Here is a 17,745-nt window from a genome sequence, read left to right on the forward strand (position 1 = left end):
GTCTACTCAGCGCGTTGCGCCGACTTCCAGATGACGCCCGTAGCCATGAAGATAATCTGCGTAGGCGGCTGCAAGGCCGGTCCGCAAGGCAACTTTCGGCTGCCAACCAAGTGCTCGGATTCTCGAGCTATCCAGCAGCTTGCGTGGTGTCCCGTCAGGCTTGGATGTATCGAACGCGAGCTTGCCCCCGTAGCCCACGACCTCCGCGACCGCTGCCGCGAACTCGGCAATCGACAATTCGTCGCCAGTGCCGACATTGATCGGCAGGTCACTCGAATAGTTCTTCAGAAGGAAAACGCAGGCATCCGCAAAATCATCGACGTTGAGGAATTCGCGGAGCGGCGTGCCGGTGCCCCACACGGAAACGCTGGGTGCATTGGCGAGCTTGGCTTCGTGGAAACGTCGGATCAATGCGGCCGGCACATGACTATGGTCCGGATGATAATTGTCGCCGCGGCCGTAGAGATTGGTCGGCATCACGGAGATGAAATCGTCGCCATATTGCCGACGATACGCCTGGCACATCTTGAGGCCGGCAATCTTGGCGATCGCATACCACTCGTTGGTCGGTTCGAGCGGTCCTGTCAACAATTCGCTTTCAGCGATCGGCTGCTTGGCGTGCTTGGGATAGATGCAGGACGAGCCGAGGAACAGCAGGCGCCGCACACCAACCGCGTGACTTGCGCGGATCACGCTCAATTCCAGCGCAAGGTTGTCGCAGAGAAAGTCGACGGGGAAATTGTTGTTGGCTGCGATACCGCCGACCTTTGCAGCGGCATGAATCACGACGTCCGGGCGATTGGCCTCGAGCCATTTGAGCGTGGGTTCTTCCTTCGTCAGATCCAGCTCGCGCCGATCAGCCGTGAGCACGGTGCAATTCTCCGATGCAAGCCGGCGGACGACAGCTGATCCAACCATGCCGCGGTGACCCGCGACGAAGACACGTTTGCCCGTGAGATCGTAGGTTGAAGCCGCTGTCATCGTATCCTCTATCAGCATCCGGCTGCCTGGATCGCACCACATGGCGAGATCCGGCGACCAGCCGCTTTACGCAATCACGCTGCCGATGCAGCCCCGCCGAACTGCTAACACAATCTTCACCATGCGACAGCCTGTCCCGGCCCGACAAAGATATTCATGGTGAACCTGCGCTGCGCGCACAAATGATCAGCACACAATGAAACAAAAACGAGCAAGGCAGCCGCATCAATTGCGCGACTGCCTTGAGAACGATCGGTGACAGGCGGCAGCCGCCGCTCGGTTTACTTCGATCTCAGTACGCCCGACGCAGGACCGGACCGACCGGCGCGCAAACGCGATCCATGTACCAGCCATAGGGTGTCTCGACCCGCACCAACGGACAATGGCGCCGCGGCACATACCGGTAGGGATACGGCTGCGCCCAGAACGTAACGGGCGTTACCTGGCTCCCGCCTGTGAGCAGCGCGGCCGGCGCGGGCATCTGCATTGCGGCGCTCGCTCCGCTCGCTGCGCAGAAGGTAACGGTTGCAGTCAAAAGACCTGCTCGCATCAACGTCTTGAACATCTAAAAAGCTCCTCGCCCCTGCGGATTTGAACCCCGACCCGCGCTTGCCAGACCCCAGCCGACTAACGTCACGGTCCGTAAAGCCACTCCGCAACTAGCCCAAATAGTGAACCGAACTTTACCAAGGCCAACGACGGAAATGCAACCGATGCCGGGGCGGCCGAGGGCCTTTTGGGACGATATAGCGCGCAAGTGTGGCTTCTTGGTCCTATTTTTTGGTCCTATTTGTCCTGGCTCCACGCGCCTGGAGCCGCGAGGTCGGGTGAACGGCGGTACACATCCCGCAAGAACTGGTAGCTGACCGTTTGAGCCAAAGGCACGTCTTCCTCGCCCAGCTTGGCGAAGAGAAGGATATCCCGAAGCGTCCGCCAGCGGCTTTCGTCGTAATCGCCGATGCGGCCGCCCGTCGGCAGCACCAGCGGGCGCTGCTGCTGCAGCTCGAATTTCAGCCGCTCAGGGTTCAGGCCAGCCGGTCCGGTACCCGTAAGAACGGGCACGCTCCGTGCATAGTCCGCGTAGGTGAATTGCCATCCTCGAATGAGGCCCTGAAGGACATCGGCAATCATGGATGGCTGTTCATGGACGAGAGTATTGCTCGCGAAGTAGACCAAGCCAGGAACATGGATACCGTAATCTTGCGGTTTGATGACGCTCAGCTTCACGAAGGTCGAGCTGGTGGGATCCGGCTGCTCGTCGATGGCGGCGATGATCGCATCCACCTCCCCGGACCGCAGGGCTTCGAAGCTGTCGCGGTCCGGCACCTTGGTGATCTGGCTTCGGGGCAGCCCGAGCTGCGCCATCATGGCATCGAAGACGACGTCTCCCTCACTCGCCCTGCGGTATCCGACCCGCTTTCCGACCAAATCGGCCGGCCGCCGCAAGCCGGAGCTTTCGAGCGTGAAGATCGCGACAGAGGTGTCGAGGAAGCTTGCGGCAAACGCAGTCACGGGGACGCCGCGCCAGCTCGCCAGCAGGAAGTTCTGGCCGCTCGTCACGCCGATGGCATGTTGGCGTGCAATGGTTTGGACGAAGTCGGGACCGGGCTGCGCCGACACCTCGATGCGGGAGGAGAAATATCCCTGCCTGGATGCGGCGAGCTCCCCGGCAAACCGCGCGCCATACGGCCCATCAAGGAGGAGCTTGATGGCGACGGGCCTGGACGCTGTTGGAGCTCGGATCGGCGCCGCATCGGGGCGCAGAAGGAGAAGCACAAGTCCCACCAAAGCGACGGCCGCAAGGCCAATGGCGAGGTAGCGCTTCCCTCTCGGCCGGGTCCGCCGCCGGGACTGGGTGCGAGGCAACGAGGACTTCCTAACGGGTTGTGAAATTTAACATATCAGTCGAGGCGGGATGAGCTACAATGCACGCTTGTGGGGTAAGGTTAATTTTTCCTTCGCCTTGTTCTAACAGCGATTTTGCCCGATAGCACGGCTTGTTCGGGCTAGTGAATTTTGACGTCAATGGATTTGGCAGGATGACAATTCTTTCCACAAGGCCGGTGCCCGTCGCTGATTCTGCTGCGGAAATCCGGGTTGTCGAGTCAGTCGCGCCGGCATCCCCAGGCTTTGCGCTGAGCTGGCTGCGACCTGTGGTTGTCGAACGGCTGCTGGCGGTGGTGGATGCGGCGCTGATCGTGGTCAGCGGCATCGGATGCGCGGTCGGGTATCACCTCGCCACCGCGGGCACGCTCGGCAAGGCGGACGTCTATGCCGCGGCGAGCGTGCTGGTGGCCATCAACTTCGTGCTGCTGACCCTCGTGCAGCAGGGCTATCGCCTCAAGACGGTCACCAACCTGCCCCGCACGTTCCGGACGACGCTGACGACCTGGACCTTCCTGTTCGGCGCGCTGCTGGCGATCGCCTTCACGATGAAGGTCAGCGACGAGTTTTCCCGCGGTACCACCATCTCCTTCTACCTGGTCGGCCTTGCCGCGCTCATCGCCTGGAAGACGATCGCGGCGCGCTGGACCGCGCATGCCTTGCGCACCGGCGCCTTCGCCAACGGGCGGGCGCTTCTGATCGCCGAGTTCGGCCTTGCCACCTCGTCCAACACGGTCGAGGACCTCGGCCAGCACGGCTACCGCCTGATGCGGGTGATGGAGATCCCGGCTAAGGAGCTGGCCTCGCCGCTGCTGCTCTCCTCGCTGGCGCCGCGCTTCGAGGAGCTGATCAATTACGCGCGCGAAGAGCGGATCGAGCACGTCTTCCTCTTGATCAACTGGAGCCGGCGGCATGCGATCGACAGCATCCTGGACGCGCTGAAGATCCTCCCCCTGCCGGTGCACCTGGTGCCGGACCCCAACACGGCGCGTTTCCTGCGCTATCCGCTTGTAGGCACCGGCAACACCTTCACCGCCGAGCTGCGCCGCGCCCCGCTGTCCTGGAAGGAGCGCGCGCTGAAGCGCACGCTGGACCTTTGCGGCGCCAGCCTTGCGCTGCTCGTGTTCGCGCCGGTGATGCTGGTGACCGCGATCCTGATCAAGCTGAGCTCGAAGGGCCCGGTGTTCTTCCGCCAGACCCGCCACGGCTTCGGCGGGCGCGCGTTCAGGATCTTCAAGTTCCGCACCATGCGCGTGCTCGAGGACGGCCCGACGATCGTGCAGGCGCAGAAGAACGACCCGCGCGTCACGCCCATCGGCAAATGGCTGCGCAAGACCTCGATCGACGAGCTGCCGCAGCTCTTCAACGTGCTCAAGGGCGACATGTCGCTGGTCGGCCCCCGCCCGCACGCGGCCGCCCACAACGACGAATATGAGCAGATCATCGGCAACTACGCCTTCCGCCACCACGTCAAGCCCGGCATCACCGGCTGGGCCCAGGTTAATGGTTATCGCGGGGAAACTAAGACATTAGAGCAGATGCAGAAGCGTGTGGAGCACGACTTGTGGTACATTAACAATTGGAGCTTGTGGTTGGACCTCCGGGTGATGTTCGCCACTGCGATCCGCTCCTTATGGCAACCGGAAGCCTACTAGTACGCTCTAGTGGTTGCGATCGGCTGAATCCAGATTTTCACCCTCATGCGATAGCTTTCGCGATCACCGGGCCTAGGATGCTGCAAGTCAACAAGCTGGAACCATTTTCAAAGGCTCAACAACCCGAAGAAGGTTGGCAGACATATCTGCAAATTTTGCGTCGCCAATATCCCCTCGTAGTCGGGACCTTGGCTTGCTGCCTATTGCTTGCGGTTCTCTATCTCTTTACGGCCGCCCCCAAGTTTACGGCCACGGCTTCGCTGGTCATTGATACTCGGAAAGTCCAGCTTTTCCAGCAGCAATCCATGTTGGGAGATGTTGCGGTCGATTCCGCCACCGTCGAGACACAGGTCGAGATACTCAAGTCTGAGAACATAAGTCTTGCTGTCATCCGAGATCTCAAGCTCACCGAAGATCCGGAATTCACGGGTGGAGGTGGCGGCCCGCTTGGCTTGATCGTCAAGCTAATCACTGCCGTCCTGGGCAACAATGGCCCCAGGTCTGAATACGAACTTATGCGGGCGGCACTCCTCAAGTTCGAGGAAAGTCGGACGATAAAGCGCGTCGCCCTGACTTATGTCATGGAGATTGGATTTACGTCCTTGTCGCCGGAAAAGTCTGAGCGAATCGCAAATGCGATCGCCGACGCGTACATCGTGGATCAACTCGAGGCCAAATATCAAGCAACTCGCCGAGCGAGTGTATGGCTACAAGACCGTATCAAGGAACTAAGGACACAGGCATCCGCGGCCCAAAAGGCTGTCGTCGATTTCAAACAAGCTAATAATATTGTTGATACAGGCGGTCGACTTATGAATGAGCAGCAACTGGCTGAGATCAACAGCCAGTTGATCGTCACCAAAGCTGCGACCGCCGAAGCGAAGGCTCGGCTTGAGCGCATTAACGACATCATGAAGCAGGAAATACCAGACGCATCCGTCACGGACGCGCTGAAAAATGAGACCATCGTCAAGCTCAGAAATCAGTACGTCGACATGGCGGCAAAAGAATCCGTCTGGTCCGTAAAGTATGGACGAGATCACCTTGCCGCTGTGAACTTGCGTACGCAAATGCAGGAAATCAGGAAAAACATCACCGACGAGCTGAAGAGAATCCAACAAGCCTACAAGAGCGATTATGATATCGCGGCGGCCAGGGAAGACAGCATCAAGAACAGCCTCTCCAACATCGTTTCGGAATCGCAGTTCACGAACCAGGCGCAGATCCAGCTGCGCGAGCTGGAGAGCAATGCCCAATCGTATCAAGCTATGTATGATAATTTTCTTCAACGCTACATGGAATCGGTGCAACAGCAATCATTTCCAATCACGGAGGCTCGCGTCATTAGCCCTGCGAGCCGCCCCTTGAGGAAGAGTTCTCCCAAGACCTTGATCGTGCTCGCGATTAGCATCATCGGCGGCCTCGGGATCAGCATTGGCTTGGCCATGGCGAGAGATGCCGCAGACGATGTGTTCAGGACCACGGATCAAGTCGAGATGGAACTACAAACTTCAACTGCCCTCATTCTTCCGTCCATCAAACCGGATAAGAGCGTCCGCTCCTCCCGGGAAGAATTCAACTCCTCGCTGCTGCAGTATGTCGTGGACCACCCCCTATCGAGATTTGCCGAGGCTGTCAGATCATTAAAGGTTACTGTTGATCTCAATCACCGCACACAAGGCAAGGTTGTTGGAATAACGTCGACTTTGCCTAACGAGGGAAAGTCGACCGTTTCCTCGAATCTGGCGCATCTGATCGCGCAGAGTGGCAAACGAGTGATCCTGATCGACGGCGACCTTCGGAATCCCTCGCTGTCTCGAAAGCTCGGCATAACGGCTACTACAGGCGGCTTGTACGACCTGATCGCGAACTCCTCGTCCAATGACGAGCTTCAACCTTTGGAGATTCTCCAGAATCTCGCGTTCTTGCCAGCAGGGTCGGCCCCGAACCTTGCGCACACGAGCGAGCTCCTGGCTTCCGAGCAGATGGTGTCGGTCGTGAAGAGGCTGAAGAGACAATACGACTATGTCATTGTCGACATGTCCCCGCTTGCGCCAGTCGTGGATGCGAGGGTTACGACAGCCTACGTAGATGCGTTTTTTTACGTAGCGGAGTGGGGAAAGACGAAGCGGAGTGTCATTCGGCACACATTAGCTAAAAACTCAGAAATCTACGACAGACTGCTAGGAGTGATCTTGAACAAGGCCAATACGGCTGCGCTAGGTCGATATCAATCGTATCACGGTGACTATTACTATGAGAAATATTATGCGAGATATGGCTACACCGAATGACGTGGATCGCGAGATCAATCTTGGTCTTATCTGGTGCTTGCGCGATAGGGTGGAGCGCGACCGATACCTGGGTGTTAGGCATCAACCGATCGATTAAGAGCACCGCAACCGCTATTTTGGCCGGTCAGAAATTTGATAGCAGAAATATTCGCAAAGCCGCGTCGTCTCCGCCTTCGAGCTACTCGTACACCGACGTTCGAGCGGCTGCGATAACACACCTATATTTGGCCGAGACCGGCCTGGCGGAGGGTGACAGCGCACTGACGGATCGATCCCTTGGTGAAGCAAAGCACCAGGCCATCAATGCGATACGCCTCTCACCCAATGATGGCTTTCTATGGATGTCACTTTCCTGGATCGATATCCTCGATCAAGGCCTTTCTACAAACCTCAATGCCTTCCTGGCATCGTCGTACAGGACTGCACCAAACGAGGGGTGGATCGCTCTACGCAGACTGCCGATGGCCCTTGGGGCATATTCTAATTTATCGGACATCAATAGACGATCCGCAATCAGGGATTTTGACGGGCTAGTGGAAGCGATGCTAACGAGGGAAGTAGGACAAATTCTCGAGAATGCGCCGGCACAATTGCGAGCTGAGCTTCTGGCTAGCCTCGCCTCTGCTGAAGTTAAGGCGAAGTTTCTGTTGGGCAAAGAGTTGCGGCGCCGCGGACTGCACATCACTGTGCCTGGAATCGAGCCTGAGGAAGACAGGCCATGGAATTAGCGCTTGTTAGGAGAGCCTCAATCATTGCTCTATTGGCCTACTCGAACGCTGCTTCCGCTCAAGTGAGCCCGACCTTCGTTCCTCAATCCAGTAGAAACGGAGAGGAAGGCAATGCAATCAAGGGGCCGCTTGGGCAACGATGTTTGGATATTGAAGCCGCAGCTCGCGCGCAATCGTTCGATCCAGCTATGTTCGACCATGTCGTAAGCATCAAAAATGAATGCAACAAACTAATCAGTGTAAAACTCTGTTACGCAAATTCAGATCACTGCCGAAGCTTCATCGTCCGACCCTACCAAAGAGTGGACACCATACTCGGCGCGATGAAGGGCATCACAATCTTCAGATACACCTTAACTCAAAAGCTTGCGTAGCTTGAGTTTACCGCTGTCAGTCGAAAATCCAGCACCTCGTTAGAGATCTTCAACGGCATCAACGCCGCCTATTACACAGAGAATCGCGAGCGTCACCACGAGACCTTATAGGCAACCTCCCTTCCATGGCCACGAATTAGCACGCCATCACGTCCACCCTCCAGCCTTGGACTGCTTACAAACTTCTCCGGTAAGATAAATGGAAATGGTTCTAAGTTCTTCCGGACCTCAGGAATGGCTGCGATTGTAAAATCTTCGCCGGCTCCTTCCTGGATCAATTGGTACTTCAAATCATACCGAACATTTCCATCGATTGCGGCGAAGTTGCCGTTCTGCTCGGAAGAGAGCACGACGCCCTCCATCTGAGAAAGGATTTCCGTTTGTGATGGAGCATCCTTCTTTGCGAATACTCGAAAATATACAACAATATCCGTCCCCTCAATCTCGAAATAGCTAAATTCGCCTTGGTCTGTTAGTTCACCACCTTTTTTGCTGTTGGACAAATAGCGCAGCGCTACGTAAATCGGCCCAGCGTCAAGAAGTAAAAGACCTGATGATGCTCGAACAGTAAGCTCCGCCGGAAAACGGCAAGTAGCGCTATGGATCAGCCCCTCCGCCCTCATACTTCTCATACGGAAAGCGGCATTTGAGGATGATGCTCTAAACGGATCCCGAGCGGGAATTCTGTAGACGATCATACCGCGGTCCTCATCGACAATGCTCTCCTGAAATGGCGACATTCTGTCTTGAAGAAGACCCTTGGTTCCCTCATTTGCGGACCAGTATGAATGATAACATTCCAAGAATGGGTACTTCAAACCGGCGCGAAAAAATATGGCAAAGCTTTGCGAGGACGCATTGTACATGAAAGGGGAAACGCGAAACGTACCGGAGCCAATCGCATAGTCTGAATTGAAATAAGCATTCCCGTACGCCTCCGTTCTCCCAACCGCACCCCATTTAGTGAATGCCGGGATCGTTGACTGAAGCCTATAGGGCGATACGCGCACGTCGATCAGTTCGAGCACAATTGAGTCCGGCATCCAGTTGCTCGTCGCGAGGAATCCGACGTAGAGGGGTTCTCCTCGAGCTAAGAAGTCCCGCGCAAGACGAACTGGCGCTCCAAAGTACAACCAGTTGATGTGCAGGCCCGGGCTATCCCGCTGTTCAATTTGAGAGCCAACGTTGCGATACAGCTGTGGGCGATATGCCCGGATGATAGGGGGAACAACCAAGCCCTCGAAACTATTCACCCACAGCGTTGCTATGATCACGTTTGCAACAGCATTTGCGGCAGATTTTAGTTGAGCATCTTCAGAATATTCAATGACGTTCAACAATGGAATTAAGTCAAGAACGGCATAGACTGGCGAATACTGCTCAACGTTGCCAACACTGAGCCATCTTGCAAAGGTTTGCAGAAGGAGCCTTTTGTATTCTGTTTGAACTTGGCGAGAGCTTAGGACCTTTCCCTCTCTGGTAACCCATCGATTGCTCGGGAATTTCTGAGCGAGTAGATACCACGAACTCGCAGACATAAGCGCGTGATTGGTCGTCCCGTGTTGGAAAAGATCAATCCTGCGTTGCAGTGCGGTCATGACATCTCGCGCCTGCATCTCGTCAAAACAGTTGAAATGCTGATAGACAAATCGTGTTAGAGGAGGCAACGAGAACAAATCTGGATGCAATTCCGCTTCAGAGCTTTCAAACAGGAGCATGTTGGCCATGTACTGTAGATTTGCGGCGCTTGGGCAGCTTTTCCCGGCAGAATTCGCGACTACATCGTATGATCCGTATTTAGGATGTTTCGAAGGGCTTCCCCGCGTGCGAGCGGCATCAATCACGAGCTGTTTTCTAGTCTCGACACCATGTTGTAGAGCGACAACGTCCGAATTCTCGGTGGCTCGCGCTGAAACGGTCTGAAGTCCAAAAACGACTACCGCGAGTACTGCGCAGGCAAGGTTAGTCACTGCCATTGGATGATATAATCCTTCGCTGCGGATGAGCCAGCTGCCAGACAAGCACGACCAAACTGAGCAGCAAGATCAGGATGATCGGCGAGCGTACCGTAACAGCCAGCACGCTGATGGCGGTACTTGTAAATACTATGTATATTAGGGTTTGCGACATGAGGATGATAACGACGCTTCGCAAGCAGAACTTCGTGCAGAGGTAGCGATATAGGAGAAACAGTAAGTAAACGAAGAGAAGCTTTGCTAGGAAAACCGACCAAATCCCTCCCATATAGAACCATTCCGCCTCGGCAGTGATCATTGGGCGTGCTACAGTTCCAGGATCGCGAAGCCCTAGCTGCCAAATGATGCGGTCGCTTAGGACAAGATCTTTGTCCTGGCCGAATGATGGCAAGATGGCATTTATAACGTTCAAGACCTCTCCCCAGTTGGTCTCTTTAATTTCGCCGATCCGCCCCGTAACCATGTCCATTTGGGGCAACAGAGTCAGACGAGGAAGAAATCCTGTATCAGATCCAAAAAATAGAGGAGAAATGCTGCTCCGTACTGTTGCGGTCGTTGGCAGAGCCAATCCAGTCGAAAGCGGATTGATAATGTAGAGCAAAGCTTCGACTGAAAATAACTTTTCGCTCACAACTCCAATCAGCGACGTACCACTCTCCTTGAAAGTCCGAGCGTATAGCAACACCGCTGAGAAGAGCGACAGTAGGCGAAAGCCGAGAAAAGCGAATACAATATTGCGAAAGCTAAAAATCGTTCTGGGGTAAGCCATTAAGAAAAAGACTGCCAACAATAAAACAAATGCGAACACATCGGTCCGCAAGCTCGATCGAATCGAACTAATGACGATCAGCGTCCCAACGACGATCATCAGGACATCAAGCCCACTACCTGAACGACGAGAGACTAGGCGTATCGCGAGCCAAATGTAGATAAAGGATGTCAGTACTCCTGCGTATACGTCAGGAACCGCTCCTGCAAGCTTTGCAAGAACGCCCACAATTCCGATAAATAGAATCACCGGCTGGACTTTGATGAGGTCCTCCGCCCACCTCGTCCTCCTGACGGATGCTGAAAACGGCTTAGGTCCAAGCTTTACGACCAATAACGCGACCGTGCATGCAAATTGACTACAGAATGCAACAAAAGCGGCGGCAGCTGGATCCACCAAGCCAAAGCTGGCAAGATTGCCATGAACGCTTGCATAAAAGTACGTCATAAAGGAGAACATCCAATAGACGTGTGTAAACAGAATGAACAAGATCCCATCGTTCAAAACTGAGAATGCCAATGCTGCCAGTAAAAGCATTGCCGCATGATACGCATTGGCCGGGTATTGGCCGTCGATGGCTGCATTCACAAGGATAAGGCCGGCATGGACGTACATCAACCAAGGGGCAACACTGAGCAATCGTCGGTCAAAACGATCAGAGTAAGTCCGGTCCTTGTCGGCGAGGTCTCTCAAGACGGTAGCCATCACACGTTACCTTGCAAATCGGAGTGCCTAGCTTGCGTCGATCGCAATCTGGGGCCTTCCGAGTATATTAGTGCAGAACGCGACAAATTCTCTAGCGATCGCCAGCACTATGACTATTTGGACAACTGCAATAAGTCCAGCCAACGGCTCGGCCGCTGAAAGGCGCAGCACGAGAGCGGATACCGCTCCGATGCCTACAATCAAAACGTACCACAGTGCCGACTGACTGTGAGCATTCATGACCGTCAGCACGCCGAATAGGCTCGACCAAACCATTTCTGCAATCGCAGCTGCAGCAAGAAACAACAACAACCATCCAGAAGTCTGGAGCTGACTATGAGAAAGTATGTGTATCACCTCGGGACCGAACCACACGAGAGTGCAGACATAAGCCAGCATGCCTGCCGTCAAGATCAAAACTTGCATTCGGATCAGCCGGATGGTTCGCGCGGAATCCCTTCTCCCTCGTGCAAAACTATACTCTGGCAAGAATGCCTGCGTTACTAAGTTTGCGCCAGCCACTCCTATCCGAGTAACAGTGCGAGCCGTGGAATAGAGTGCGACCTCGACGGCAGTCGCATTCGCGCCCAGTATGATAATCGGCCCCTGCAGCACAAAGGCAGTCGTAAGCGGAACTAACGTGTACGTCAGAGATGGGAAAAACAGACGCCGAATCCAAACGAACGATGCGTTCGACAGTCCAATGTGTAACCACGGCGCGATTCTCATCAGCCACAGCGGCAAAAGAAGCGTCGCGATAATGCGAACAAGCACTGATGCAAATGCGGCCGCAGCAACGTTGATCCCTTCCAAAGCGCAGCTGAGCAGAACCATTGTTTCGCTCGCTCGAAGCAGAGCTGCCAGCGTGGTTTCGGTGGCGGGGTAACCCTCCGACCTTATTCCAGCACAGAACAAATAGAAGAACTGGTACGCAACAACACCGGCGATTTGGGACAGCAGGATGATCCTGGCCTGACCGTCACTCAATGGCCCTATGCTGAAGACGCCGCCAATTGGCAAGAAATGGAGGATAACACCTGTCGCTAGAAGCAAGGCCCCCCCGGCGACTGTCAGCATCCAGAAGATACTTTGGAATACAGATAAGGCGTCAGACTTGTTGCCGCCAACAGCTAGTCTTGCGATCTCGTTCTTGGCAATTGTAGTGAACCCGAGGTCGGCAAAGGCCAAGTACTGGGGGATTGCTGTTAGGACGAGCCAAGCTCCATAAGTTTGAACGCCCCAGGCCTTGATCAGGATAGGTATCGTTGCAAGCTGAATTGTTATCGTGACAATCTGATTGAACACATGCGCCGTGAGGTTGCGGCCCAAACGGTGGCTGGTGAGCCGCGTGAGTAAGTTGCGCATGGGGGGCCTTTTGTGGTCGAGGCTAGCTGAATCTTCGCTTCAGTTGAAGAAACGGCTCTTCAAAGAAATGGAAGCTCAGCATGGCCAATCCCAATGAGGTCGAAATACCAAGCGTCGCAAAAGCGACCAATGAGGGCAGTACGCTATTCAAGTGCAGTTGGGACACTGGCCAAAGCTGAACGAGCGCAGCTCGAACGCAAACATGAATGACGTAGAGACCATAGCTGTACGTCCCGAATACCGCGAGTATCGATATATTTGAGCTCTGGCTTTTCCTGGCCGAGATCGCGACCAAGCAAACCAAGCTAGAAAAGAACAGCCCGAATACTGTAAGCCCATACACATGAACTGCCGGGTGCTCCGCCGTTGGCCCGTACTTGAACAGCAGGTAGACGGACAGTAGTCCGGACATCCAGCAAACAGGTAGAGCATATCGCCGCACCAATTTTGGATCAAAGCGTTCAGACATAATTGCAGCTACGCCACCGAAAACGATGCTATCCAATCGCGCCGGGAAGAACACGTAAATCTGAACGGCCGAAGCTCCTAACCATTCGAGCGCTATTCTGAGCACCAGCGAAAAGGCTAGTAAGGACACGGCGAATGGTAGGAGGCTTGAGCGTGGGACTAGAAAAAGCAGCGCTGGCCAAAGTAAATAGAACTGCTCTTCGGTTGCCAACGACCAGAAATGGCCGGTACCGAGTGGTGTAAATTGCTCGGTATAAAAGGTATAGAAATTTGATAGATAGCCGAGCAGGAACGGAGAGGCGGCGGCAAATGAATTAAAGCTCGGCTCTTGCAGACGACCTAACATAAACGCACAGACAACAACGGCAGAGAGAAGAAGCAGATAGGCGTAGTACAGCGGGAAAATGCGAAGAGTGCGCCGAATATAGAAATTGCGAAAGAAATGCTTGGAATGCAGCGTTCGTAGAATAATGCGAGTAATGAGAAATCCCGACAAAGAAAAGAAAAGCTCGACTCCGCACCATCCCATCCGCGCGAAGTGGATGACGCATTCATCCAACGCCGATGATTTCGGAAGATTTGGAACTTGAAAGAAATGAAAAATCATAACCAGCAGGATCGCGAGCCCGCGTAATTTGTCTAATCCTATATCTCTTTGGACGGCGGAAGCATCAAATGCTTTCGCTCGGACTGGCTGTTCTTGCGATAGCATCAGTGCACGAATCCTGAGCCTCGATTGAAATACATTGTCTCGCGCGGAAGTTTCCCCACCGGACGGGCTGGGACACCGCCATAAATTGTATACTCCTCTGTTGGTCGATCTATCAGAACTGAGCCCGCAGCCAGCACTGAGTAGTCCGGCAAGCTAGCTCCCTTCAGAATTATGACGCCAGTACCGACAAAGCAGAATCGACCAATTTGGACCGGGTCTGATGTCTGACGGCTCTGGCTGACGTCGATCGAATGAGTGAGAAGTTGAGACCTCCAACCCGCGAATGTGCTAAACTGGCCAATGGTGACCAGAGCCGTACAATCAATCAAATGGCGATGAGTGATGGCGGCATGTTCTTCGACCAGCAATCCGGATTCTACCGAGTCACCAGTGATCCAATTCAAATTTCCTATCCGGGCGGAGCGGCCCAATTCGAGTTGAGCAACGCCCTTCACGAACGTCAGATGTCCTATCCTGCTAGAATTCTCCATTCGTAGGCGCTTGGCCCCGATCCACGAGAAACCGACATAGCAGTCGGGCGCGAGTTTGTAACCCCAAAGCAGCGATAGAAAGCGCCTCCTAAGCGTCCAAGGGAACGCAAAAAGCAGGGTCTGGATGGCGTAACGGATCACAGAGAGCACCTCGCCTCTGTTGAGATCGGCGCACGGCTTCGAATTGCATCGACAACTCGCTCCACAAATTGGTCCCAAGAGTAATGCCTAAGAATTTTCTGACCTTGCTCAAGGCACTCGGCACTAGTGCCGGCAGCCAAACATCTTACGAAGAAATCAACATCCTTCCCGTGAAGATCAAGGCATGGCTCGACAGCTGAACCGAAGACCGTGGTGAAAAAGGAAACATCTGTAGGCGTAAATACACGTTTTTCGAAGGCGATCGCTTCCAAGACCGGAATGCAGAATCCCTCGCTTTCACTCGGCACCAGGAGCGCCTCGCATGACCGATAGAGTGAAGCCAACGCAGTATCGTCAACAGCGTTTAGAATAACGACCGAGCCAAGCGCGAACCTTTTTATCAGCTCGACTGTCCTAGGTTCAGTGTTTCCGGCGAGAACTAGCTTAAGTGACGAATCACGCTTCTCCACCTCACGCCAAAATTCAATCAGTTCCGCCTTCCGCTTTCGGTAATTGTCGGATCCCACGTGCAGCACGTATCGACCATCTATCAGCTCGCTCGTGCCGAGACTATGAAGCCGCCTAGAGTCAAAGGGACACCCAACGACTCGTACAGGAGTATCCACGCCCAAGTCGTGCAACTCGTTTGGCACCGGCTGCGGGTTTGTCAGCAAGCCTGAGCAGCGCCTCAAAACTGCGAGGATCGCCTTTTGCAGAAGTTGCCCAGAGAACTTAGCCTTTGGCTTGCCCGGTAACCGCCCCAAAGCCTGCCGAATTGCTATGGTATCATGAACCATGACAAGCATTTTCCGACCTGGCACGAGAGCCGCCATGGGCGCATTAGAATGATCCGATACAATCACAACGTCATAGAAGGCCTGGCGACCAGCTAACTCGACGGCGAACAGGACAAATTGATCAACATAGCCAAACCACTTTGCAAAACGACTATCGGCGGTCAAGCGGTTCAAGAAAATCGAGCTCGGCCGAACTACCTTGACCACACCGATTTCAGAGCAGGCTCTATAGAACCACTCCGCGAACAACTTCATACTGCGTTGTCTTTTTGCGTATTCTGGATGAGGGCCGACGATCAGGATTCTAAGGCCCGCGTTACGCTTCGTCGAAGGCATTCTCTCACTCCAAAGACGACAGCTAGCCAACCTTAAGACCAGTCAACGTCGCCAGCAATTTGACGGCTTGGTTTTTGGGCAACCGGCCTATGGCATGGTCCAATTCGGCCACCTTCGCGCCGACCAAAAAGCGGTACCAATATCCCTGAAGAAAGTGATAGATCGCGCCTGGCCTCCCGTCGAGGAAGCCGAGCTGGATGAAGTAACGAAAGAAAAAATAAAGCGTGGTCGACACCTCGAACGGCAGTTTGTTGAACACGCGCTCTTTCAAAACTCTCTTCCTGGATGCTTGGCCCTTATTCGACGGCGCCAGTAACTGATCGTCCTCATCGAGCAGCTCATAACGGCGAACAAGTACATCAATCGCCTCCCTAGTCGCATATTTGTTATGCTTTTCGATGAAATACGAAAGATCATTCAGATTGCAGTCCGCGAAAGTATTCTCAAAGGTGACCGCGCTGCCGTGGATAAGAACAATGTGCTCGTCCATCCAACGCTGCTCGATGCGAGCGTGTCCCGTTCGCCATATTCGGAGGAGCGTGAGCGGAAATCTGCCACCGAACCGGATCCAGCGACCCATAAATACGTGTTTACGGTTAAGGTATATGCCGCTGATATCGAGGGGGAGCGCCTCAAGCTTTTGGCAGACTTCTCTCGCTAACTCGGGCTCAATGATCTCGTCGGCATCAAGTCGCATGACCCAGTTTGTTCTGGTAGGCATATTCTCTAACGCCCACTGAAACTGATCTGCGTAGTTTCTCCAAGGATGTTCGGTAACGACGGCCCCAAGCCGTTTTGCGATGTCACACGTTGAATCCTTTGACCCCGCATCAACGACAAATATCGAACATGCGAAAGCCTCCACGGACCTGATTGCCCGCTCGATATGGCGCTCTTCATTAAGAGTCAAAATTATGACGGTTAGGGAGAGCTTACCCATGATCACCGCCCTCTAAATCGGTATAGAGGTCAAGCCAGCGACTAGAAATATTCGACCACGAGAAAGACTTTGATAGCTCCAGCGCGTTTTTTGCCATGCTTTTTCGATCATCCGATTGACTGACAATCCGATCCATAGCGGCAGCCCAAGTCATTTCGTCAAAATCAGCAGCTTCCACACCTGCCTTGGCATCCGAGATGAGTTGGGCGTTGCACTCCTTCGAAAAGACGGTGGGTGTGCCGACACATGCAGCCTCCAGCAAGGCAAGCGGCATCCCCTCAGCCAAGCTCGGGAGAAGCACAGCAGTTGCGTTTCTGAGTAGAGACCACTTTTCGCCATTGTAAGCAGGACCGAGAAATCTCACTCTTTCAGTTAGCCGCAGCGTGGCAGTTACATTCTCTAACTTGCTCCTCAATCCATAAGCATCCGGCCCAACGAAAGCGAGAAGGTGCGATTTGCGTGCAGCGGTGGTCGCGGCGTAGCTGCGGATTAGTAAATCTGGCTGTTTGCGAGGGTCCAGATAACCAAAGAAGAGCAAATAGGGCTCACTGACGGAAGACACTTCAGGGACGTCTTGCAGACTGGGAGCATTTACTCCATTGGGAATGATCCGAATCGGCCGGTCGATTCCAAGTCGATCAAAATAGGCAGATTCGTTCTGAGAGAATACGCCGACAGCTGAGGCACCGTTTACAAGTCGACGTTCGAGGAGCCACCACCACCACATTTTGATTTGGCGCCTCTTTGCCAGCATGCCCTTAGTCAGCTTCCCATGAGGCGAAACGACAAAAGGAACTCCCCTATTGATTAGCATCTGCATGGCAAGCGTGGAGAAGACACTGAAGCCCGCATGCACATGGGCCACTGTGGGCTTGGACGCAAATACAGTTCGCAGTCCTTTTACGAGAGATACAAGATCCGAATTCAGGGTGACGATGGACAATTGACCATCGTGAGATTCGCTCGCGCGCGTAATTTGCTTGCCAAGGGTCTTATTGGTACAGACCACAGTGGTCTGTATCCCTTTTGCAACGCCGCACTTGGCTAGTTCGGCAACAACATTGGAAACACCTCCACGATCTGAACTAATATCGACCGGAGAAGCACAGAAGTGAATGATGTGCATCGC

The 17,745-nt window shown here is 54.2% G+C and carries 15 protein-coding genes; 5 read left to right on the forward strand and 10 right to left on the reverse strand.

Annotated features, from left to right (window positions below):
* Positions 1–6: 6 nt before the first annotated feature.
* The 3 genes from ACM43_RS05000 to ACM43_RS05010 all read right to left on the reverse strand — a co-directional run bounded on the left by ACM43_RS05000 (position 7) and on the right by ACM43_RS05010 (position 2,757).
* Positions 7–981 (reverse strand): GDP-L-fucose synthase family protein, encoded by a 975-nt coding sequence (locus ACM43_RS05000; RefSeq protein WP_271538520.1) that lies wholly within the window; start codon positions 979–981, stop codon positions 7–9.
* Between the two features lie 292 nt (positions 982–1,273).
* Positions 1,274–1,546 (reverse strand): hypothetical protein, encoded by a 273-nt coding sequence (locus tag ACM43_RS05005; protein WP_271538522.1) that lies wholly within the window; start codon positions 1,544–1,546, stop codon positions 1,274–1,276.
* 221 nt (positions 1,547–1,767) lie between these two features.
* The gene (locus ACM43_RS05010; protein ID WP_271538524.1) at positions 1,768–2,757 is read right to left on the reverse strand and encodes an ABC transporter substrate-binding protein; all 990 of its coding nucleotides are present in this window, start codon (positions 2,755–2,757) and stop codon (positions 1,768–1,770) included.
* Between the two features lie 263 nt (positions 2,758–3,020).
* Between ACM43_RS05010 and ACM43_RS05015 the strand changes: the two genes are divergently transcribed.
* The 4 genes from ACM43_RS05015 (at position 3,021) to ACM43_RS05030 (ending at position 7,916) form a co-directional block, all read left to right on the forward strand.
* On the forward strand, positions 3,021–4,520 hold the full coding sequence (locus ACM43_RS05015) for an undecaprenyl-phosphate glucose phosphotransferase (protein WP_271538526.1): 1,500 nt from the start codon (positions 3,021–3,023) through the stop codon (positions 4,518–4,520).
* Between the two features lie 77 nt (positions 4,521–4,597).
* Positions 4,598–6,814 carry a polysaccharide biosynthesis tyrosine autokinase gene (locus ACM43_RS05020; RefSeq protein WP_271538529.1) on the forward strand — a complete coding sequence of 739 codons (2,217 nt, stop codon included), beginning with the start codon at positions 4,598–4,600 and terminating at the stop codon, positions 6,812–6,814.
* 71 nt (positions 6,815–6,885) lie between these two features.
* Positions 6,886–7,542 carry a hypothetical protein gene (locus tag ACM43_RS05025; protein ID WP_271538531.1) on the forward strand — a complete coding sequence of 219 codons (657 nt, stop codon included), beginning with the start codon at positions 6,886–6,888 and terminating at the stop codon, positions 7,540–7,542.
* Positions 7,533–7,916, forward strand: coding sequence for a hypothetical protein (locus tag ACM43_RS05030; protein WP_271538533.1), 384 nt, complete (start codon positions 7,533–7,535; stop codon positions 7,914–7,916). Before ACM43_RS05025 ends, ACM43_RS05030 begins: the two co-directional genes overlap by 10 nt.
* A gap of 92 nt (positions 7,917–8,008) precedes the next feature.
* Here the strand turns inward: ACM43_RS05030 and ACM43_RS05035 are convergent, their stop codons facing one another.
* The 4 genes from ACM43_RS05035 to ACM43_RS05050 form a co-directional block, all read right to left on the reverse strand.
* Positions 8,009–9,643, reverse strand: a complete 1,635-nt coding sequence (locus ACM43_RS05035; RefSeq protein ID WP_271538535.1) for a hypothetical protein — start codon at positions 9,641–9,643, stop codon at positions 8,009–8,011.
* Between the two features lie 235 nt (positions 9,644–9,878).
* A complete protein-coding gene (locus ACM43_RS05040) occupies positions 9,879–11,366 on the reverse strand; it encodes a hypothetical protein (protein ID WP_271538537.1) in 1,488 nt (495 codons plus the stop codon).
* Between the two features lie 27 nt (positions 11,367–11,393).
* Positions 11,394–12,731, reverse strand: a complete 1,338-nt coding sequence (locus tag ACM43_RS05045) for a lipopolysaccharide biosynthesis protein (protein ID WP_271538540.1) — start codon at positions 12,729–12,731, stop codon at positions 11,394–11,396.
* 22 nt (positions 12,732–12,753) lie between these two features.
* Positions 12,754–13,911: an acyltransferase family protein gene (locus tag ACM43_RS05050; protein ID WP_271538542.1), complete on the reverse strand. Its 1,158-nt coding sequence runs from the start codon at positions 13,909–13,911 to the stop codon at positions 12,754–12,756.
* A 251-nt stretch (positions 13,912–14,162) separates the two neighbouring features.
* Here ACM43_RS05050 and ACM43_RS05055 point away from each other — a divergent pair, with 251 nt between their 5' ends.
* On the forward strand, positions 14,163–14,408 hold the full coding sequence (locus ACM43_RS05055; protein WP_271538544.1) for a hypothetical protein: 246 nt from the start codon (positions 14,163–14,165) through the stop codon (positions 14,406–14,408).
* Positions 14,409–14,539: 131 nt separating this feature from the next.
* Here ACM43_RS05055 and ACM43_RS05060 read toward each other — a convergent pair whose 3' ends face one another.
* From ACM43_RS05060 to ACM43_RS05070, 3 genes are read right to left on the reverse strand one after another with little or no spacing between them, the layout of a single operon-like run.
* A complete protein-coding gene (locus tag ACM43_RS05060; protein ID WP_271538546.1) occupies positions 14,540–15,676 on the reverse strand; it encodes a glycosyltransferase in 1,137 nt (378 codons plus the stop codon).
* A gap of 22 nt (positions 15,677–15,698) precedes the next feature.
* Positions 15,699–16,616: a glycosyltransferase family 2 protein gene (locus ACM43_RS05065; RefSeq protein ID WP_271538548.1), complete on the reverse strand. Its 918-nt coding sequence runs from the start codon at positions 16,614–16,616 to the stop codon at positions 15,699–15,701.
* Positions 16,609–17,742, reverse strand: a complete 1,134-nt coding sequence (locus tag ACM43_RS05070; protein ID WP_271538550.1) for a glycosyltransferase — start codon at positions 17,740–17,742, stop codon at positions 16,609–16,611. The genes ACM43_RS05065 and ACM43_RS05070 overlap by 8 nt, the downstream gene beginning before the upstream one ends.
* Positions 17,743–17,745: the final 3 nt, after the last annotated feature.

This window comes from Bradyrhizobium sp. CCBAU 45321 (assembly GCF_028128975.1).
Classification (GTDB): domain Bacteria; phylum Pseudomonadota; class Alphaproteobacteria; order Rhizobiales; family Xanthobacteraceae; genus Bradyrhizobium; species Bradyrhizobium yuanmingense.